At 56.1% G+C, this 15,736-nt stretch carries 9 protein-coding genes; 2 read left to right on the forward strand and 7 right to left on the reverse strand.

What is annotated here, in order from left to right; translation table 11 throughout:
• Nucleotides 1–217 precede the first annotated feature (217 nt).
• Both UH5x_RS07320 and UH5x_RS07325 read left to right on the forward strand, forming a co-directional pair.
• Complete coding sequence (locus UH5x_RS07320) at nucleotides 218–4,339, forward strand: PSD1 and planctomycete cytochrome C domain-containing protein (RefSeq protein ID WP_482635241.1); 4,122 nt, start codon at nucleotides 218–220, stop codon at nucleotides 4,337–4,339.
• Nucleotides 4,329–5,747: a DUF1501 domain-containing protein gene (locus UH5x_RS07325; RefSeq protein WP_482635242.1), complete on the forward strand. Its 1,419-nt coding sequence runs from the start codon at nucleotides 4,329–4,331 to the stop codon at nucleotides 5,745–5,747. Before UH5x_RS07320 ends, UH5x_RS07325 begins: the two co-directional genes overlap by 11 nt.
• 286 nt (nucleotides 5,748–6,033) lie before the next feature.
• Here UH5x_RS07325 and UH5x_RS07330 read toward each other — a convergent pair whose 3' ends face one another.
• The 7 genes from UH5x_RS07330 to UH5x_RS07360 all read right to left on the reverse strand — a co-directional run bounded on the left by UH5x_RS07330 (nucleotide 6,034) and on the right by UH5x_RS07360 (nucleotide 15,681).
• Nucleotides 6,034–7,458, reverse strand: a complete 1,425-nt coding sequence (locus UH5x_RS07330) for a sulfatase (RefSeq protein WP_482635243.1) — start codon at nucleotides 7,456–7,458, stop codon at nucleotides 6,034–6,036.
• A 47-nt stretch (nucleotides 7,459–7,505) separates the two neighbouring features.
• On the reverse strand, nucleotides 7,506–9,179 hold the full coding sequence (locus tag UH5x_RS07335; RefSeq protein ID WP_482635244.1) for a sulfatase family protein: 1,674 nt from the start codon (nucleotides 9,177–9,179) through the stop codon (nucleotides 7,506–7,508).
• Between the two features lie 61 nt (nucleotides 9,180–9,240).
• A complete protein-coding gene (locus tag UH5x_RS07340) occupies nucleotides 9,241–9,960 on the reverse strand; it encodes a 3-keto-alpha-glucoside-1,2-lyase-like domain-containing protein (RefSeq protein ID WP_482635245.1) in 720 nt (239 codons plus the stop codon).
• Between the two features lie 73 nt (nucleotides 9,961–10,033).
• Nucleotides 10,034–10,969, reverse strand: a complete 936-nt coding sequence (locus UH5x_RS07345; RefSeq protein ID WP_482635945.1) for a 3-keto-disaccharide hydrolase — start codon at nucleotides 10,967–10,969, stop codon at nucleotides 10,034–10,036.
• Between the two features lie 149 nt (nucleotides 10,970–11,118).
• Nucleotides 11,119–12,492, reverse strand: a complete 1,374-nt coding sequence (locus UH5x_RS07350; protein ID WP_482635246.1) for a Gfo/Idh/MocA family protein — start codon at nucleotides 12,490–12,492, stop codon at nucleotides 11,119–11,121.
• Nucleotides 12,493–12,584: 92 nt separating this feature from the next.
• Nucleotides 12,585–14,135, reverse strand: a complete 1,551-nt coding sequence (locus UH5x_RS07355; protein WP_482635247.1) for a sulfatase family protein — start codon at nucleotides 14,133–14,135, stop codon at nucleotides 12,585–12,587.
• A gap of 64 nt (nucleotides 14,136–14,199) precedes the next feature.
• Nucleotides 14,200–15,681 (reverse strand): sulfatase family protein, encoded by a 1,482-nt coding sequence (locus UH5x_RS07360; RefSeq protein ID WP_482635248.1) that lies wholly within the window; start codon nucleotides 15,679–15,681, stop codon nucleotides 14,200–14,202.
• Nucleotides 15,682–15,736: the final 55 nt, after the last annotated feature.

Genomic DNA, 15,736 nt, shown 5'->3' on the forward strand with positions numbered 1-15,736 from the left:
GCAAGACTGAGTTGCCTGGCAATCCGTTTGGTGGCTTACCGCCGACCCACGGGGTACAATCCCTCCTCCAAGGCCATTGAAACCCAATGCCTCCCACCCATGTGCCCCCACAGCACCCGCGAGGTCGTGACGACGCCTCGTTGCCTTCATCGCGGAGTCAGCGACACCCAACAGCGGCGTCGGCCCCTTCGCGGTGTCCCTCCTCCAGGCAATTCAAATGAATTCACTCCGCTGGTATGCATTGAGCTTCTTGATCGCCGCGAGCGTCGTGGCAGCCGATGCCGACGAAGGACTTTCGGACGCTCAAGTGGAGTTTTTCGAATCAAAGATCCGACCGGTGTTGGTGGAACACTGCTATGAATGTCACAACAGCGATTCGGCTCAGGAAGGTGAGTTTGCCTTGGACTGGAACGAACCGCTGCGAACTGGCGGTCAGTCAGGAAAAGCGATCGCGGACTCCCCCAGCAACAGTCTCTTGCTGCAAGTGATGGGACATGAAATCGAAGGACTCGAAATGCCCGAAGGGGGCGAGAAGTTGAGCCCTGCGATTCTCGCTGACTTCGAACAATGGATCACCATGGGAGCACCGGATCCACGAGACGCTCCGCCATCCCCGGAAGCGCTGGCCAAGTCCACGTCTTGGGACGCCATTCGAAACAAGCGAGCCAAGTGGTGGAGTTTCCAACCCATCCGCGAGGTTCCCATTCCTGATCTAGAGCAAGGTTGGTCCAACCAACCGATCGACCAATTTGTGTATCGCAAGATGCACGCCACCGGTTTGAGTCCTTCCCCGCAAGCTGACCGGGTGACACTGATCCGGAGGCTGCATTTCGCGTTGATTGGATTGCCGCCGACTCCGGCCCAAATCGATGCCTTCGTGAACGATGATACCCCCAACGCATACGAACAACTTGTCGATCGACTGCTCGACTCTCCCCATTTTGGCGAACGTTGGGCTCGCCACTGGATGGACTGGTTTCGATACGCTCAGTCACATGGAAGCGAAGGCGATCCGCCTATCGTTGGAGCGGATCTGTACCGCGACTACTTGATCCGCGCGATCAATGCTGACGTGCCCTACGACCAACTGATCCGAGAACACATCGCCGGGGACCAACTCGCGCAACCGAGAATCAATCCCGAACTCGGGATCAATGAGTCGATCATCGGAACGGCCCACTGGCGGATGGTTTTTCATGGATTCGCGCCCACCGATGCCTTGGACGAGCGGGTGCGATTCACGGACGACGCGATCGATGTCGTCAGCAAAGCGGTGTTCGGGCTGACGGTTTCGTGCGCACGCTGCCACAACCACAAATTCGATGCGGTCAGCCAAGCCGACTACTACGCCCTTGCGGGAATCGTTGGATCCACGCGGCCTGCCCGGGCTGCCATCGATCTGCCTCAACGATTGAACATTCACCGTGACTCACTCGCCAACCTGAAACCTTCGATTCGCGACGCGATCACTGCTGACTGGCGGCCCGCCGCTGACCAACTCGTCGCTCGACTGCAGGACTCGATCGCGAATCCGACGCAGACAGAAGGTCCCGGTGCTTTGGTTGCGCTGTGGACTTCCCTGCAGAGGGAAATCAAAGCGGGTTCGTCATTCGAGGACGCGTGGCAACGCCGGGTTCAGGAGCACGACGCATTGCTAGAAGAACAGCGTCGATTTGCTGAACAAAGCTTCCCTCACAATTGGAACTTGGCAAACGAACAACCGGCCAACGAATGGTTTGCCTATGGCGATGGACTTGTCGATCGCGCGAGCGCCGATCGTCAACCGACCCCCACACCGGCAGGCGAGTTTTCAGTCTCGGTCAACGATCCCAACGCAGCCCTTCGAGCGATCTATCCTGCGGGTCTCTTCTCACACCTTCTCAGCGACAAGCTTCCCGGTGTGCTGACATCCACCGACTTCCGCGTGGGCGAGGAACAGCGTCTATGGTTGCAAATCGCGGGCGATGGCCAGGCATCCAATCGCTATGTGGTCCAAAACTATCCTCGCAATGGAACCGTTTACCCAGTCAACAATCTGGCGGGTCCCAAGGCGAAACAATGGCATTGGCAGGAGTTCAATCTCAGTTACTGGCAAGGCGATGACGCACACATTGAATTGGCCACCGCCCGTGACGCTCCCTTGCTGGTCAAGAACAGCGACCGATCTTGGTTTGGGATTCGTCAAGCGATTGTCACCTCACCGGGGCAAAGTCCACCGGCCGACTACCAGGAATCTCAGTCACCTGTTTTTCAAGCGGCTCGAACCCGCCAGCTCCAGTCGATGGAGGACCTCGCCACGCTCTACCGAGACGTCATCGAGCAAGCGATCGAAGCCTGGCAAAGCGAAACGCTCAGCGATTCCCAAGCGTTGCTATTGGACGCGTGTTTGCAACACAACCTGCTGCCCAACGCGCTGGATCAGCTTCCCAAGGCCAAACCGCTGATCGAACGCTACCGTCAATTGGAAGCCGAAATTCCTGTCGCGACGCGGATCCCAACGGTTGCTGAGTGGAAGGGGCAGGACCAAGCCTTGTATCTTCGCGGCGATCACAAACAGCCGGGTGCTCCCATTCCCAGACGATTCCTGGAAGCGTTTGATCCGTCCCCCTGTCAAACGCAACTCAGCGGCCGCAGCCAATTCGCGGAAGACCTGATCGCGGATGAAAACCCGCTCACAACTCGCGTGCTGGTCAACCGATTGTGGCACCATCTGTTTGGCCGCGGCATCGTGGCAACGACGGACAACTTTGGACGCTTGGGTGACCAACCAACGCACCCAGAACTGTTGGACTACCTCGCCACTCAGTTCCGCCAAAACGGTTGGTCACTCAAAACGATGATCCGCCAAATGGTGACCTCCATGACATGGAGACAGCAGTCCCAGCCAACCGAAACGGCTGAGCAGCTTGACCCAAAAAATCGGTTGCTCTCCTACCGAACAACCACTCGATTGGATGCCGAAGCCATTCGGGATTCATTGCTGTTTGTATCGGGGCGTTTGCAGACAACTCCGCCGCAAGGTTCCGTCGCGGGGAACAGCGATCGCCGGTCGGTCTACGTCCGTGTGATCCGCAACAACATGGATCCGTTCCTGGCCAGCTTCGATGCCCCGGTTCCCTTTTCCTGCAAAGGACGTCGCGATGTGACCAACGTTCCGGCTCAAGCTTTGATGATGCTGAACAGCCCGTTTGTGGTGGGAACGGCGAAGTCTTCCGCTGAGAGCCTATTAGCGGATCCGTCGCTGACAGACACTCCCGCCAAAATCCGGGCCAGTTGGAAACAGCATTTCGGACGAGAACCGACTCCGGCGCAAGTCGCAGCGGCCGAGCAGTTCTTGCATCAAAGCGAAGTGAACTACAACGATCTCCGCCAAAAAATCTCGCGGCTCGACCAAGAAATTGCGGAGGCCACTCGAGAGATCGATACGATCCTTCTTCCCGCTCGCCAGCATTTGATCGCAGCGAAGAGCGAAATTCATGACGCTGATTTGCAGCAACCATCCACGACAGCTCCTGATTCGTCTTCCCGTCCAAGTCCTTTGAAGGAGTGGGACTTTCAACGACTGTCCGAATCCGACTCCACCGCGAAGGACCTGACGCTGCATGGCTCGGCAGCGATCCAGGATGGGGCATTGATTGTCGATGGCAATGGCTGGGCGACCTCGGATCCCTTGCCCGTGACCTTGTCCGCCAAATCGCTGGAAGTCGTCGTGCAATTGGATGACCTCCAACAAATCGGTGGCGGTGTGATCTCGGTGCAAACGACGGATGGTCTGCTGTTCGATGCCATCGTGTTCGCTGAACGGGAACCACAACGCTGGATGAGCGGAAGCGACTACAGCAAACGGACACAGAGTTTCCAGGGCACCGCCGAAGACGTCGCCAACACCGAACCAGTCCATCTGGTGATCACGTACGGCAACGACGGAAAGATCACTTGCTATCGCAATGGTCAGGCCTACGGAAAGGCTTATCAAACGACGGTGCAATCTTTTCCAGCCGATCGCTCACACGTGATCTTCGGCATGCGCCACGGCACCGGCCTCTCGAAAGGTCGAATGCTGAAGGGACGCCTGTTTTCCGCGAGACTTTACGATCAGGAACTGTCATCCGAGCAAGTTAAATCCCTGGCCCAAAACGCGACACACATCGTTTCGCGTCAGGCCATCGTTGACTCTCTGTCCCCGGCAACGCGAGATCGCCTGCTCACGCTCGAAGCAAAACAGGCGGAACTTCAGCGGCAACGAGACACGAGCCCTGCGTTCCCGGAACCGCAACAGCACTGGATCGATTTCACGCATTCACTGATCAACATGAAGGAGTTCCTCTATGTCCGCTGAGCCTTCCCCGCACTATCTCGCCTCTCGTCGTCACTGGTTGAAATCCTGCAGCAGTGGGTTTGGCATGCTGGCGCTGTCGAGTTTGCAACACCGCCTTCATGCGGCTCCGGCAAACCTTTCGATCCAACCGAAAGCGACCAAGGTCATCCTGTGCTACATGTCGGGTGGAGTCTCGCATGTGGATTCCTTTGACCCCAAACCGGAGCTGAAAAAACGGCATGGCCAAGCGATGCCCGGCAAAGTCGAAAAGACTCAGTTCAACAACAATGGTTCCATCTTTGGCAGCCCCTTCGCGTTCAATCGGTACGGCGAGAGCGGACTGGAAGTCAGCGACCTGTTCCCCGAAATCGGAAAGTGTGCCGATCACTTGGCGGTGGTTCGTTCCGCGACAACCACAGTGAACGAACATTCACAAGGAAACTATGTTGCTCACACCGGATTCCCGTTTCTAGGTCACCCCAGCGCAGGTGCTTGGATCAGTTACGGTCTTGGATCCGCCAACGAAAACCTGCCCGGTTTCGTAGTCTTGCAAAGCGACGGAGGCCTTCCGCCTCTGGGCGGGGCCGGCGTGTTCAGCAGCGGCTACTTGCCCGCCCAACACCAAGCATCCATCCTGCAATCCGACCGCCAAGAGCCGATCCCTCACATCCAACCGGCTCAGGCAGCCGACATGCAGCGGCGACAGCTTGACTTCGTCGCCCAAATCGATCAATCCTTCGCAGCTCAATCACGTAACCAACAGGTCGATGCCGCGATCAAAAACTATGAGACCGCGTTTCGCATGCAGACTTCTGTTCCTGAGGTCTGCGACCTCTCCGATGAAACTGCCGCGACGCACAAGCTGTATGGCATCGATGATCCTGACCCGATGACCGCAGCCTATGGGAAACAAGCCCTGCTGGCTCGCAAGTTGGTTGAAAAAGGCGTCCGCTTTGTCGAACTGTCGTGCCTTTCGCCGGCGACGGTTGCGCCCGCCTCCTCACATCCTTGGGATCAACACGGCAACCTCGAAACAGGACATCGCGCCATGGCACATGAGGTCGATCGTCCGATCGCCGGATTGCTCCAAGACCTAGACGCTCGCGGATTACTCGATGAAACCTTGGTCGTGTTCACCGGGGAATTCGGCAGAACGCCCTTCTCGCAAGGATCCGCTGGCCGTGACCACAATCCATTCGGCTTCAGCATGTGGTTGGCAGGAGGCGGCGTGAAAGGCGGAACTGTCTACGGCGCAACGGACGAACTGGGATACCATGCCGTCGAAAACCCGTGCACGTTTTATGACCTCTGGGCAACTGTTCTGCATCAGCTTGGCATCGACCACGAACAGTTGACCTTCCGAAGCGGTGGTCGCGATTTTCGACTCACCGATGTTCACGGGAACGTGCTTCACGACATCCTTGCTTGAGCCGCAACCGCTTGGGACAAAAAGGTTGCCAATTGCTCAACAATGACTCAGTCAGAGGTCGGTGTCACGCCCCATGCTTCCGCCCCAAATGCAAGCAGGTCGGCAGGAATGATCGGGCGCAATCATGTGAGCCGTTTGGGCGTACGCCCCGGTTGTACGTGGGAGCAACAACGCTTTCCGAAACAGTCCAAATGCGGAAAGACTCCTGCCGACCTGCTTCGGAGTCCTCGCCGAGGAACAACGCTTTCACTGGCACCGGCATGATCATCGAGTTCAGGTCAAGAACCTATCGAGAACGCTCGCCCCGCGAGGCTTTCTCAACGGCCTCGCTTCGTGCGTCTTCTTCTTTCCGGACGTTCGCACCATGAGCGTCGCTCCACTTTGGCGCCACGTTGTCGGCATCCCAGGCCTGGATCATTCCCGACAAACGAGCCACCTGCTCGGGATGCTGATCCGCCAAATCGTTCCGCTCCCAAGGATCATTCGCGAGATTGAACAGCAATTTCCGTTCTTTGTAACGACTGTCGACCAGCTTCCAATTCCCATCGCGAACCGCATAACCATATGAATCGTTGCCCATCGAATATCGCCAGAACAAAGAGCGTTCCGGCAAACGTTTGTCTGCATCGGTCAACGCAGGCAACAGGTTTTGGCCATCGAGTTTTTCATTTCGAGTCGGGTCCATTCCCGCGGCTGCAAGTGCGGTGGGAAACAAATCGAGCGCAGTGATCGGTGAGTGTTCTTTCACACCGCGTCGAACCGTTCCCGGCCAAGAAACCAAGAACGGCACCCGAATACCGCCTTCAAACAGCATGCCCTTGTGACCTCGGTATGGAAAATTCACCGCATGCTCGCGACGACCACCGTTGTCGCTGTAGAAGATGACCAACGTGTCTTCGTCCAACCCCGATTCGCGAATTTGGTCGACGACTCGACCGATGCCTTCGTCCATCCCCGCGACCATCGCCCCGTAAACAGCCCGACCTCCGTATTCGATGTGTGCAGTCTTCTGCAGGTGCGCTCGCGTCGCGTGGTCAGGTGCATGTGGTGCGTTGTAAGCCAGATACAAAAAGAACGGTTCGGTCTCGTGACGCTGGATGAACTTGACCGCTTCGGTTGAAAAGTCGTCGGTCAAATGGGTCAACGTTTTGGGGTCCACCGGTTCGTCCCCGCGGTGCACACCCAGAGAAGGATCCTTTTTGCCCAAGTCGCCCCAATAGCTGAATCCGCCTCCACTGAAGCCAAACCATTCATCAAACCCACGACGATTGGGCCAGAACGGCCTTGCATCACCAAGGTGCCACTTTCCCACCGCACCGGTGACGTAACCTGCCTCCTTCAGAGCATCCGCCAAAGTTCTTTCCGTCAGTGGCATCCCCGGGGTGTCTTCCCCGTGCCACTGCGTCTCCGGTTCTGGATTGGACTCGTGTCCAAAACGTTGCTGATGGCGGCCCGTCAACAACCCAGCGCGGCTGGGACTGCAGTACGGGTGCGACGCATAACCGTTGGTGAAGACCACTCCAGATGCCGCCAGTTCGTCTAAACGCGGCGTGGGGATCTCTTTGCATCCATTGAAACCAACGTCGCTGAAGCCCAGGTCATCCGCCACGATCAGAACAATGTTCGGACGCTCTTGTGCATAGACACCTGACGCAGAAAGGCCGAGCAGGACCGCCAAAAGCAAAAATAAAAGACGACTTCGTTTCAACATGAGAGCACTGACTGGATGAGTGGGAATTGAATCAACAACGGAATCCATCACTTCGACTTGTAGTTTTCTTCACTATCGACGGTGTAGCGAAGCACAGCAGGAAACCCTTCGCCGCGAGCGTCCGTGAGTTGTTGTTTCCAAACGCCGCGAAGCTCTTCCAACTGCGTCTTCGCGGCAGGATCGTCGATCAGACTATTCAATTCGTCGGGATCGTTTTCCAAATCAAACAACTCTTCGTGAATCGGTTCTTCGCCACGCAAGGAAGCTTCTGCATAATTCCGATACAGCGCGATTTCATTGTCGTGAATGCCATACAGCATGGTGGACGACTTGATACCCAGATCTTTGGCCACCTGAATCTTGACCGAGGCGGGAACACAATCGTTGCGGTAGTACCGGATGTATTTCCACCGCTTGTCCTGCACCGCCTCAATGCGTGGGTTGCCGAAATGGGTCACCCACAAGTTTTCGGTGAAAACATAATCCCGAATCGCGCCGCCGTCGCCACTCAACAGTGGCCGCAACGATAGACCTTGAAATGTTTCGGGCTTTTCAATCTCAGCCAAATCCAGCATCGTCGCGGCGATGTCGATCGTCTGAACCAACTCGTTGCAACGAGCTCCTCTCAGCACCGTCGGCAGTTCCGGATCGAAAACGATCAGCGGCACATGAGTCGTTTGCTCGTAGCACAACGCTTTCCCACCAAGACCGTGTTGCCCCATGAACAATCCGTGGTCGGAACAGAAGATGATGATCGTGTTGTCGTCCACGCCTTCGGTCTCGAGCTTCGTCCGTAAGTTCCCGATCAAACGATCGATTCCGGTCAGGGATTGCATTTGCCGAATCGTGCGTTCTTTCAACGCCTCAGGCGTGTCGACAAAGTTGTAGCTGGCCTGCCGTTCGCTCGCTCGCAACACATCCGCTGGCAAACGCGGCGTCTCAATCTCGTCCTTCGCAACGTAGTGCTCCGGCAAAGGAATCTCGATGTCACGGTAGAGCGACTTGTAGATCTCATCATCGCCTTCTCGCTGTTGCATGGTGCCCGTTCCCGCACTGTGCGGAAGGTTCAAACAGATGCTCAAGCAAAACGGCTTGTCCGCCGGACGTTCGTCAAGGAATCGCACCGCACCGTCCAAGCGATGTTCATACGACATGAAATCCTGAGCACCTTCGTTGACGATTTCGACTTGCGTGTCGTAGGCCGCCCCCTCAAAGATCTCATGGACATCCTTGGGATAAAAACGGATGTGCCCGTGTCCGGCGTAGAAGTAGTCAAACGACTCTTCCATCAAACCGCTGTTGTAACCGCCTTTCCCAATCGGCGCGTGGTTCTTTCCGACATAGCCGGTGTAGTACCCGTTCTCTCGCATGATCACAGGATAGGACTTCGCCCAAGCCTCCGGCGCGACACTGGTTCCTGAATTGAAATTCACGCCGTGCTTGCGTTCGTACTGACTGAGAAAAATCGAAATCCGACTCGGAGTGCAAATCGCGCTGGTCACATAGGCTCGATCAAAGAACACGCCTTCGCGAGCCAACTGGTCGATGTTCGGCGTCCGAGTCAACTCGTTTCCGTCGCAGCCCATCATCCCGTAGGACTGGTCGTCCGTCAGAACGAATAAAAAGTTCGGTCGAGAGTCCGCAGCAGGAAGGCAGGTAGCACACATCGCCCCGAAAAACAGCAAGATTGGTGCAAGTCTTTTCAAAGAGTGGATTCGCATGAGTTGGGGTTTATGCAGGGAAGAGCAGGGCAGGGGAGAAAGAGCGGGAAACAAACCAAGTTCATTCAGTTGCGAAAACCTTCAGGTTGTCAAAATCGATGCTGCTTCCATTCACGGTCATTCCGAACTGAGTCTTGGTCGGATGAGCGAAACCGGGAGAATCCAACGAGACCACCTCTTTGCCATCGAGGTGAACAGTCATCACGGTCCCATGGATGGTCAGTTCCAAGTGATGCCAGGTGCCCGGCTTGGCTTGGATGGCGGCGGAGGCTTGCGTGCGAGCCAACAGGTCCTCCAATTCTTTCTGCTGTTCCGCCGGCAGCGATTTCGCCTTTCGTTTCTCGCGAACTTCCAGGTTCATCGAGCCAAGTTTGTCGTCGCTGATCGAAATCCGCTTGGGTGACAGCGATGCACGCGCGACGTGACCCGCGTGCACGGATTTGTCATTGTTGTCGTCGATCACAAAGTTGAAGCGGCTTCCGCCATTGAACCGGAAGTCAAACGACACATGAAGATCGCCAAACTCCATCTGCTTTCGCATGGTGGAGCCATGGTCGTCCCGAATTTGTTTGCCGAACAAGACACCATCGCGGATGCTCCATCCGGCCTCCATTCCTCGCCCGGTCCGATAGCCTTCGCCCAGCGTCGAACGACCTTCGAAGTCATCCTCAAACAAAACTTTGGTTTCGGGCAATCCCGAGGATGCTTCGTCGGCGACGAGCGTTGAATGTGTCAACAAGGAAGTCGTCACAAACGCGACGCAAAGGATGGGTCGAAACATAGTTTGGGGTTTGGAAAACGAGAAGGAAGGTCAAAGGAAGGAAACGAATGACAAGGACGGGATATCGCCTCATTCACTGATGTGCCGTGGACGAGCCTGGAACGATCCAGATGTTGCGAAACCGGTTGGGATTGCCATGGTTCTGAAGGTAGATCGGGCCTTCGCTCACTTCGGGTCTTGGACCAGCTGGCCCGCCGCCCGTTCCCTCGGGCAGTTCCACCCGGTCGTGAATCAGGACACCATTCTGGGTCACCGAGATCACTGCGGACTGGATCTTCTTTCCGTCCTCGAATCGAGCCGCGGTGAAGTCGATTTCCATGCTCTGCCAAGCCAGCGGTGGCAAGCAAACATTCCAATCGGCTTCGCGAATTCCGTAGATGCTGCCGCACCACGTGTTGACGGGTTTCAACATGACCATGTCCTGCCATGCCTCGGGACTGGGATCCAATCCAAAGTTGTCAGAGATCTGCACTTCATAGGCCCCGACCGCGAAAACGCCACTGTTGCCGCGATGCGGGTGACTGATCGGTGGTTCGGGTTTCAGCGGGATCTGAAATTCAAGGTACAGTCGAAAATCCTGAAACGTTGCTTTGGTTCTTGCTCCCGCTTTGAGAACGCCATCCTCGATCTTGCCGTTCTGCCAAGCGTTTGTGTTCGTGCCATCGAACAACACGATCGCGTCAGCCAGCGGCTTCTTTCCGACAACCGATGCACTGCGATCAATCTTTTGCCAGCCCGCAACACGCGACTCGATTCCTTCGCGATCCAACCACTCATGCATGACAGGCTTGCCATCCCAACCGGGGCCGGGAAATCCACCTTCGAACACTGAAACGTAGAACCGGCCCTCAGACGGCGTGACCTGCATCGCTTGATCATCTCGAACGAATTCGCCGACAAACTCAAATCCATCGAATTCGGCTTGCGCTTTCGCAGTGGTCGTCCAGACCACTGCGTCGGGATATGGCTGAATCTTCGGCTTCGCGTTTGCGGTCGTGTCCGCGGCCATTGCACCGCACACAGGGCCAAGCACCAGCAAAAAGAGAGCAAAGAGACAGACGGACACTTGGGGGCGAGTTGTCATTGACATCGAACACGTGAAACAAATGAGTGAGACGACTTCACAGGGAGGGGAATCATGTGGACAAGGCGAACGCCTCACATGTCGATTTCATAACCAAACCGATAGGGTCGCTTCATCATCGCAGCGGCCTGTTCATCGCCAACGACACTCTCTGTCGCTTGATCCCACTCGACTTTGCGTCCCAACCGACAACAGATGCCGGCCAAGTGACACACGTTGAGCATCTTCATGTGGGAATGCACGTCGGAAATCGGCAGCACTCGATTGTCAATCGCATGCATGAAGTTCGCCCAGTGTGCAGGGCGGTCATTGCCTTCCATGGGCATCCCGCGATAAATCTTCGAAATCGCATCTTCGGCGAGCGGGTTCGATTCCAAGTCTTCAACGGGTTTGCCAACCAGCTTGCCACGATTGACAAAGATCCGGCCTCGTTCGCCTTCAAACAAAATCCCATTGTCGACGTCGTGGCGAATGTTCATCTCGACATCGCCATCCGCAAAAGCGACGCGAAGATCAAACGCTCGTGCGGTGTTGTAGCGATTGTTTTGCAGCGGCACTCCGTCGCGAAAATCCACGTCATGCTTCGCGGTCCCGTCGACCGAAACGGGGTCGTTGTTCTGCCCCGCCGCGGCGATCCCCAGCATCGCGATGTCAACGTGGTGGGCTCCCCAGTCGGTCAATTTGCCTCCGGAATGTTCGTACCACCAACGGAAATGCGTGTGCCCATTGGTGTAGTTCTTGTCCGCTCGTTTGGCGTCCTTCGCATAGCGATATTCCATTTCAGGACCGGGCCCCAGCCATCGGTCCCAGTCCAATCCTTTGGGCACGTCGGCGACGGGAATCTCGGGGCTCCATCCACCGGCGTCGATTCCAACAACCAAGCGTTTGAGTTTGCCGAGTCGACCTTCCGCGATGATTGCCAGAGCACGATTGAACTTGTCGAAACTGCTGCGTTGCTGCGTTCCGACTTGAACGACACGTCCGGTTTGCTGTTGAACCTTCCGGACCAACTTGCCTTCGTCGATCGTCAACGTCAGCGGTTTTTCACAGTACGCATCTTTGCCCGCCAACATCGCCTCAATCAGAATTTTCGCGTGCCAGTGATCGGGCGTTGAGATTTGAACCAAGTCGATGTCATCACGAGAAAGCACTTCGCGGTAGTCACGAAACAATTCGGCTTTGCCATCACATAGCAATTCGTTGCCATGCTTCAGATGATCTTCGTCGACATCACACAGCGCGACCAAGTCCGCGAATTCTTTTCCAACGGGCGAAGTCCGTGTCCCGTTTCCGCCGACGCCGATCAACGCAAACCGTTTGCGTTCGTTCGGTGACTTGGCAAGCGATTGCCGAACCGGCAAGGCCCACGGAGTCAGCGTTGCCACGGAGACAACTCCGGCGGTCTTCAAAAGATCTCGACGAGACTTCGAGGCTGGGGGAAAGCTCATGAACAATCAATCGTGGAGGGCTGAGAATGTGGGTATAAAATGCGTCACTCATCGAACGAGCGAGCCAACAAATGACTCGCGCCGCGTGAGAGTCACTTCCGTTTCGCCTGATTTCGCTCTCGTTCACGGATGGTCACACCCGGTCGTTGCATCTTCGAATTCACATCACGAAAAACCCAGGGTTCCCAGGCCTTGCGAGCCGATTCCCACTGCTCCAAGGTTCGAGTCGGATACCAACTTGGCCATCCGAATTTCTCGTAGTCGTACTTGTCCGCATTCGCGTGACCCCACTCATCCACTGAAGCCGCAGGCAGCGTTTCCGGATAGACGTCCAGCGCACGAAACTCGTCGCTCACCCCTTTGTCTTGAATCACTTCACGACGCCATTGATTGAGTTCCCGAAGCATTTCCTCTCGAACGTCGACGTACTTAGGATCGTCGGCGACGTTGTGGACCTCGTGCGGATCCGTTCGAAGATCGTACAGTTCCAACTCTGGTTTTGACGGAGCGAAGAAAGCCGCTTGTTCGGGTGTGAGTTGGCCACGCATGTGCATGACGTTCATTTCAGCTAGCACCGGGTAAGCCCCTTCCTTGTACTGGTTGTATTGGCAGTAGGCTCGCTCAGGCATCAAGTTCTGAATCAGCTTGAAATCGGCGGAACGGATCGCTCGCATGGCGTCGTGCGTTTCATCCATTTTATCGCGGGCGGCAAAGACATACTGGCGATTCCGAACCTCTTCACTCAACAGATTCTTGCCATGCAGAGGCACAGGGGCATCGATCCCGGCGGCTTCCAAGATGGTGGCGCAAATGTCGATCGACATCACCAAGTCTTCGCTGACTTCACCCGGGGTGACTTTGCCAGGCCAACGCATGATCATGGGAATACGAATCCCACCGTCGTAGAGAAACTGCTTGCCGCGAATATGACATCGACCATGGTCTCCGATGAAAAACACAATCGTGTTGTCTGCGAGGCCTTCCTCGCTGAGTCGTTTCAGTATCTCGCCGACCTCGCGGTCAACCAATTGCATTTGTTCCAGTCCATTGGCCCAATCCCGTCTGACAAAGGGGGTGTCGGGGTAGTAAGGCGGCAACTCGACATCTTCCATCGCGATCGGCCGTTGCGGGTCGCGTTTCCATTGGCGGTGAGTGCCACCAAACGTGATCCGAGCGAAGAAGGGTTGTCCGTCAGCTCTTTGTTTCCAATCGGTGCCCTCGAACAACTCGTCCTTCCGATTGGGAACGAAATTGCAGTCCGTTTTGGAGCTCATCAACGCGGTGAAGTACCCCGCATCGGCAAACAGATGCGGGATGGGCCGAACACCGTGCGGCAACGGTTGCTTGTCATATTCACGGTGCTGGTTGGCACCAATGTAGTTCTGATGAAACCCCGTCATCATCGCGGACCGCGAGGTCGAACAAACCGGCGAAGTCGTGAAAGCACGCTCGTACCGGATTCCTTCGGAGGCCAGCCTGTCAACGTTCGGGGTGTGGATCCCTTTCGTTCCATAACAAGACAAATCCGCGGACCAATCTTCGATGGTGATCCAAAGCACATTGGGTCGTTCATCCGCCTTCGCAAAAGCAGCGTCAACGACACCGATAACGCAGATCAAAAGAATCGAAAGAATGGATTTCATTGGAGAATCAAATTTTCAGGGGGATGTGGCTGGAGAGAGGCAAACGTTCGTCGATCAGCGTGGCTCAGTAGGCCCCATTCGTTCCGAACATTTGCTTCTTCGATGGACGCGGACGAACCCGAACGGAATGGTCTGGCTCACCCGTCACGCGGTCAAACTCATCGGGTGTACGGCGACTGGGCAGGTAGTCACCGGTTCGATTGGTCCACTCCACGAGTGCTGACTGCAATCGCTGACGAACGGATTGATAGGCAGGGTCGTCAAACCGATTGTGCAACTCGCCCGAATCACGTTGCAAGTCGTAGAGTTCCCACTTCGCCCGCGGGGAATTGAAACAAGCTTCCTGTGCGGCGGTGAGCTTTCCGGCTTCATGCAGACGCAGCATGGCTTGCCAAGTCAGGCCCCGTCCCGCGTCCGCGGATGGTGTTGGAGGAAGGTCGACGTAGTCATTGCGAATCAACTTGTATTGCTGGGTCGCCACGGCGCGAGCATGGTCCTCGTAGTCGTGCCAGTGATCTTCCGCGAAAGCGAATTCGCGATGCGATCGCGTGCTGTCCTTCAAAACCGGAACAAAGCTTTGACTCGAAGGGGAGAATGTTTCGCTGCCTTCCACGCCAGCCAAATCCAAGAAAGTGGCGCCGATGTCGACCGCGCTGACCAAAGCCTGGGTCGTCTGGCCCGCCTGGACTTGGTCGGGATAGCGAACGATCCAAGGGGTTCGGATTCCACCGTCGTAGAGCGATGTCTTGTCACGAGGAAACGGACGGCCATTGTCGCTGATGAAGAGAACGACCGTGTTGTCAGCGACGCCCTGTTCGGCCAGTTTTCGCATCACCTTGCCGACGTAGGAATCGAGACGCCCAATCTCGTCATAGTAAAGACGCAGGTCTTCGCGGACATCAGGAACGTCTGGAAGGTGTGGCGGAACGATGATGTCGTCATGCGTGTGAGGTGGATCCAGTGCACCGTCGTTGTATTCGCGGTGCGGGTCCAACGCTGCCAACCACAGGAAAAACGGTTGATCCTTGGGACGTTCCTCACAGGCTCGCTCCCAATCTTCGCAACCACTGGGCTGCGCCGCGATCATCTTCGCAGGTTGGCCGTCCTTTCCACTGGGGAGCACAAAACCGGCCGTCGAGGCCTCGTAGACTCGATCAAAGTGATCGCGAACAGCGTCACCCATGTGCCACTTGCCAGCCGCGGCGGTGTAGTAGCCCGCTGACTGCAAACGCCCCACGAATGTGTCGCTTGATTCCGGCAACGGCCAGTGCAACTGTTCCGCGCCCGTGTTATGGGGGTACTTGCCCGTGATGATGCTCGCACGGGATGGGCTGCATGAATTCGTGGTCAGGTAAGCGTGTTCGAAACGCATGCCTTCCGCTGCCAGGCCGTCGATATTGGGAGTGCGAATCGCTGGATGACCATAGGCTCCACAATCGTCCCAGTTCATGTCATCTGCGATGATCAGAACGATGTTCGGAGGGGACTGAGCCAGCACGGACGAGGTGATGCAACAAGCGATCAGAGCAACAAGGAATCGGTGCACGAGAATCCAGCGGGAGAGAGGCGGGTAAACGTTCGCTTTCGCAAGAAAACGCGAA

The organism is Rhodopirellula sp. UH5 (assembly GCF_056839225.1).